We start from the raw sequence: 4,671 nt of genomic DNA on the forward strand, positions 1-4,671 counted from the left end.
AGACCAGCCATCCGATAACAGACCGTGACCGGCCCGCGTTCGCAACCGGGCACTCGCACCAAACGAATACGCGACCCCGCCAGCCGTTCTGAACATCACTGTTCTCGGCAAAGTCGGACGTCTTCCACGTGGCTCGCCAACGCCCGGTCAGCGGCAGATCCGTGCACCCGACCGCGGCCGTCCGGTGGCGAGATATCCGCATGATGGAGCGCTGACGAGATCTTGGGTCCTGGATGCCATGCTGTTCGGATGCGCATCAACTCGCGAGCGCTCCACGGCTTCGATGCGGTCAGCTGGCAGCGGATCGCCGACCGCGTTTCGGAGTGGACTGCCCCGCATTCTCCCGTCATGGCCGACGTGGTGGCCAGCATCCGGGCTTGCGCTGCGGACCGGATGGCCGGCTTCATGTCGATGCATGACCTGGCCGTAACAACGACACCGATACCGGACGCCGGCCCGATCGATGTCATCTGGGTCCGGCCGCAGCCATCCGACGACCCCGACTCTCAGGACGTCTTGATCGAGCATTGCGCTGCAACGGGCTGGGACGACCGGATCGTGCGGCCTGCTCCAGAAGCAGTCTCGCTGTTCTGGCGGTTCGCCTGCGAGAAGTGGGGCATCAAGCCTGTCCGAGAGTAGGCCCCGCAGTAGGGATGCTGCAGTCCCACGCACTCTTCTCGGCAGAGTCGGACGTCCGAGAGCCTGGTCGAACGCGCGCGTCGCGGCAGAAGCGGGCGTCCTTCTCGGCCCCGGTCGTGCACCGGCCGCTGGTGCTGCCTAGCAACGTGGTCGACCTGTCCGAGTTGGCCACCACCTCGGCGGTGACGGCGATCCGGCGCCTTCGGGGACCGTGGATGCCGCCAGGTTCGCCCCACCCACTCGACTAGCCTGTCCGGATGATCAATCCGATCGGGCTTGTCATCTTCGACTGCGACGGGGTGCTGGTCGACAGCGAGCGCATCGCGGTCCGCGTCAACATCGCGCTCGGCGCGGAACTGGGCTGGCCACTGACTGAGGCAGAGGTCATCGAGCTCTTCATCGGCCGGTCCAGCACGTCCATCGGTGAACAGTTTGCGGCCCGCCTCGGACAGGCCGCGGCTGCCACTTGGGCGGACCGGTTCGACCTAGCACACCGCCAAGCGGTGGACGCCGGACTGACCGCCGTCGACGGGATCAACGACGCGCTCGATGAGATCACCCAGCCGACGTGCGTGGCCTCCAGCGGTACGCACGAGAAGATGCGCCACACCCTGGGCCGCACCGGCCTGTATCCCCGCTTCGACGGCCGCATCTTCAGCGCGACCGAGGTCGCCCACGGCAAGCCCGCCCCCGACCTGTTCCTGCACGCGGCGGCGACGATGGGTGTCCCACCCGCGGCGTGCGTCGTGGTCGAGGACAGCCAGTACGGAGTCCAAGCGGCCCGCGCCGCCGGGATGCGCTGCTTCGGCTATGCGGGCGGATTGACCCCCGCGCACCGGCTGGAAGGCCCGGACACGGTGGTCTTCGACGACATGCGCAAACTCCCGGCTCTGCTGAACACAGCCTGACCACTCGCGACCACCACAGCATCACCGCACCACGGACGGAGAAGTCCTTGGCGCTCATGAGCAGCACCGCAGGCTACGGCGAAGCCGCTGCGACCTGCTGGCCGTGGTACGCCGGCTGGCGCGCGACCTCCATGACGCCGGTGCGGCCAGACACGCACTGTTCTCGGCAGTTCAGGATGCCGGGCACCACGGGACGCCGAACACCGAGCGTGACGGCTCGTCGTCTACCTGCGCGCACGGACGGCGGCAGATGCGCGCACCTGACCTTGGTTCAGGCGCTGGCGGTCTCAAGCGCGCGGGTCTCTGCCGAGGGTCCTCGACTGGGCTCGGGCTGCCTGGCACGGCGAGTGCTCAGGGGTGTGGCCGCTGTACCTGCTCGAAGTGGAACTCGCGAATGAAACAGTCTCGTGGTTGGCCGACCGCGAAAAGCACGCACTCGATGACCGACCGCGCGGTGAGATCGCTGTTCACCTGTCGCGGCCCGTCCTGAACGAAGTCCGGCGGAAACAGCGAAATCACCCGGATCCCTTCTGGCCGGAGCCGGTGCGACAGGATCTCAGCGAGCCCGGCGTGGGCATGCTTGGCGGCGTAGAACCCTGGATGGGCGCCAGAACGGCGGTGCCCCACCTCGCCGCAAGCGGAGATCATGTTGACGATGTCGGGCCGCGACGATGCCCGCAGCAGCGGCAGCAGATGTTTAGTCAACAGCACGGTGCCGGTCCCGCCCGCAGCCACCACGCTTTCGATCTTGTCGTCCGAGACGTCTCCCAGGTCGTCACCTTCGATGTACGCGGCACCATTGTTGATCAGCACATCGAGGTAGGTCGTCCGACCGGCCAAGGCTGCGGCGAACGCGCGCACCGAATCCGCTACGGCGAGGTCGCAGCGAAATCCATCAGCCCGACCCGGCCCCAACTGGCTGATCGCGCCCGCAACATGCTCGGCCGCCGCCAGGTCGCGGGCCGAGAGGAAGATCTGCGCACCGCGCTCGGCGAAGGCTTCGGCCAGTAGCCGCCCGGTGTCACGTGCGCCGCCGGTGATAGCGACGCGCAGGCCTTCAAGATTCATGGCCGACAGTGAAGCATCTGAACTCTGGTTGAGGTCAACAGGAGCTCGCCAAGATCGGACATCCGCTTTTCGGCAGATCCGGTCGTCTCGTCTCGGACGCGCTGTCAGCAGCCAGATGCGGATGCCTGTGGCCCGGCTCGCGACGCAGCGGGGAGGAGCCGCGTCACTGCTGGCCGGTCCCTAAACACGTCAGGGGCGGATGGCGCGGAGGAACGTGGTGGCGAGTGTGTTGTGGGCGAGTGTGCCGGCCGCCAAGACAGCGCGCACATGGTGTTCAAAGCGGTAGCGCTCCTGATCGGTGAGCATTTGCGCCAACGCCTCCTCATACGTGGGGGCCAGCGGGTTGGGTGCCGTCTTCTTCAGCACCTCCCAATCGGTGGTCGGCAACGGGTACGGCACCTCGACCTCTGCCCGGTAGTCCAGCTCTACAGAAGCAAAGCCGGCCCCGCGCGCCCACCGCAGCAGGTCGCGCTCGTCGAAGTTGAGCATCGGGTTCTCGGCCTGCGGGACGCTCTCGTACGCCCGGCGTAGCTTCGCCGCCAAGTCGGCGATAGGCGTCATGTCCAACCCGAACAGAATGGGGCCTGCCTCGGTTACGCCGAAGCTGTTGATTGGCTCGAAGATGGACAGCCGCCCGCCCGGGCGCAGCACTCGGAAGAACTCGGCGAACGCGGCCTGCTTGCGCTCGACGTAGATGAGCACCGACCGGGTCGTCACGATGTCCACCGACTGATCCTGAACCCCGCGCAGGTCGTCGGCGGAGGCGTGCACGAACCGGGAGCGATCCAGTAGGCCGCCCGCGGCCGCCCGGAGTCGGCACTCGTCGAGTAGATCCGTGGAGATGTCGCTGAAGATGACCTGCCCGCCCGGGCCCACCCGGGCCAGCGCGGCGAAGCCAAGCAGGCCGTTGCCGGTGCCCACGTCGAGCAGCACATCCCCTGCCGCGACTGCGGCACGATCCAGCACCCCGTCGCGATAAGCCGCCAGCAGCGATGCCCCGTGCGCCCGGACGCCCGGATCACCCGCGTCCCGGCGCTGCAGTATCCACTGCGCCCACCGATCCTGATTGGCACTCGTCATTGCCTCACGCTAGCCGACAGCGGGGTGTTGCCTGCGGCGGCGATCCGCAGCGGTCACCCCGCCACGCCTTCTGGCGCCGGTCAATCACGGCTCAACGAACTTGCCGGGGGTCGGCTGCCCATGGCTTCTGTCCAGGAAGGGGCTGTCCTCTTGAGATGAGCCGTGGCTCTGCGTGATCACCTTCGTGTCGAATCAAGCTGATCACAAGTGAAGCCACCACATAGAAGATGCTTCGCCGCGGTCGCTGGGGCCTGCACATGCTCGGTTGCTCGGCCGAGCTAGAGCCCCATTGGCGTTGGTTGCCGAGGCGGTCCTTCAGCCAGCAGTGTTGCTAGGGCGGTGGGTAGCGCCCGGGGGGCGAATAAGTCGGGTCCCCGGTACTGCGCGAGTTCCTGCTGCGCCCACCAGCGAAATCCGCTGACGTTTTCATCGGCCAGCTCGTTATCGGTCATCGCGCCACGCGGTTCGAATGAAGTCGTGCGTACCAGAAAGTAGTCGTTGATCACGCCGTCGTATCCGGCTGCGTGTCCAGCAGCGACGACTTCCTGGTGCCACACATGCGGCGGGTCGGTGTTCAGTTTCAGCCCGACCTCCTCGATGAGCTCACGCCGGAGCGCTGACAGTGGGGGCTCTCCAGGCTCGATCCCGCCGCCGGGGGTAGCCCACACCACGACGAGACCTTCTGGCTTGTCGAAGGTGAACCGGCAGAGCAGCACGCGGTCGCTTTCATCCAGCACGATGGCGCGAGCGGCGGGCCGAAGCCGAGGGAAAGCAGACGGACGCATGGCGGCGACCATACATGATCGAGTTATCAATCACGCGCATCGGCGGGAACCGCGCTCATCGCGGCATGACCGGATATTCAATGCCGACCTTGGACTGCATCCTCATTCAGTCCTGGGCAGCGTGGGCGATAGCGCGGCTCGGTCACCGGGGAGTTGGCAGCCTGGCGATGTTGACCCATGAAGCCCGTCCA

The 4,671-nt window shown here is 66.7% G+C and carries 5 protein-coding genes; 2 read left to right on the top strand and 3 right to left on the bottom strand.

Annotated elements, in window-relative coordinates:
* The first annotated feature begins 249 nt into the window (after nucleotides 1-249).
* Nucleotides 250-639, top strand: a complete 390-nt coding sequence (locus tag AC1WTP_RS34105) for a hypothetical protein (RefSeq protein WP_481653329.1) — start codon at nucleotides 250-252, stop codon at nucleotides 637-639.
* A gap of 257 nt (nucleotides 640-896) precedes the next feature.
* Entirely contained in the window at nucleotides 897-1,547 is a 651-nt protein-coding gene (locus AC1WTP_RS34110) for an HAD family hydrolase (RefSeq protein ID WP_481653330.1), read from the top strand.
* A 351-nt stretch (nucleotides 1,548-1,898) separates the two neighbouring features.
* Here AC1WTP_RS34110 and AC1WTP_RS34115 read toward each other — a convergent pair whose 3' ends face one another.
* The 3 genes from AC1WTP_RS34115 to AC1WTP_RS34125 all read right to left on the bottom strand — a co-directional run bounded on the left by AC1WTP_RS34115 (nucleotide 1,899) and on the right by AC1WTP_RS34125 (nucleotide 4,480).
* A complete protein-coding gene (locus AC1WTP_RS34115; protein WP_481653331.1) occupies nucleotides 1,899-2,615 on the bottom strand; it encodes an SDR family NAD(P)-dependent oxidoreductase in 717 nt (238 codons plus the stop codon).
* 189 nt (nucleotides 2,616-2,804) lie between these two features.
* A complete protein-coding gene (locus AC1WTP_RS34120; RefSeq protein WP_481653332.1) occupies nucleotides 2,805-3,695 on the bottom strand; it encodes a class I SAM-dependent methyltransferase in 891 nt (296 codons plus the stop codon).
* A 278-nt stretch (nucleotides 3,696-3,973) separates the two neighbouring features.
* Nucleotides 3,974-4,480 carry an NUDIX hydrolase gene (locus AC1WTP_RS34125; protein WP_481653333.1) on the bottom strand — a complete coding sequence of 169 codons (507 nt, stop codon included), beginning with the start codon at nucleotides 4,478-4,480 and terminating at the stop codon, nucleotides 3,974-3,976.
* Nucleotides 4,481-4,671 lie beyond the last annotated feature (191 nt).

Source organism: Micromonospora sp. R311 (assembly GCF_056780015.1).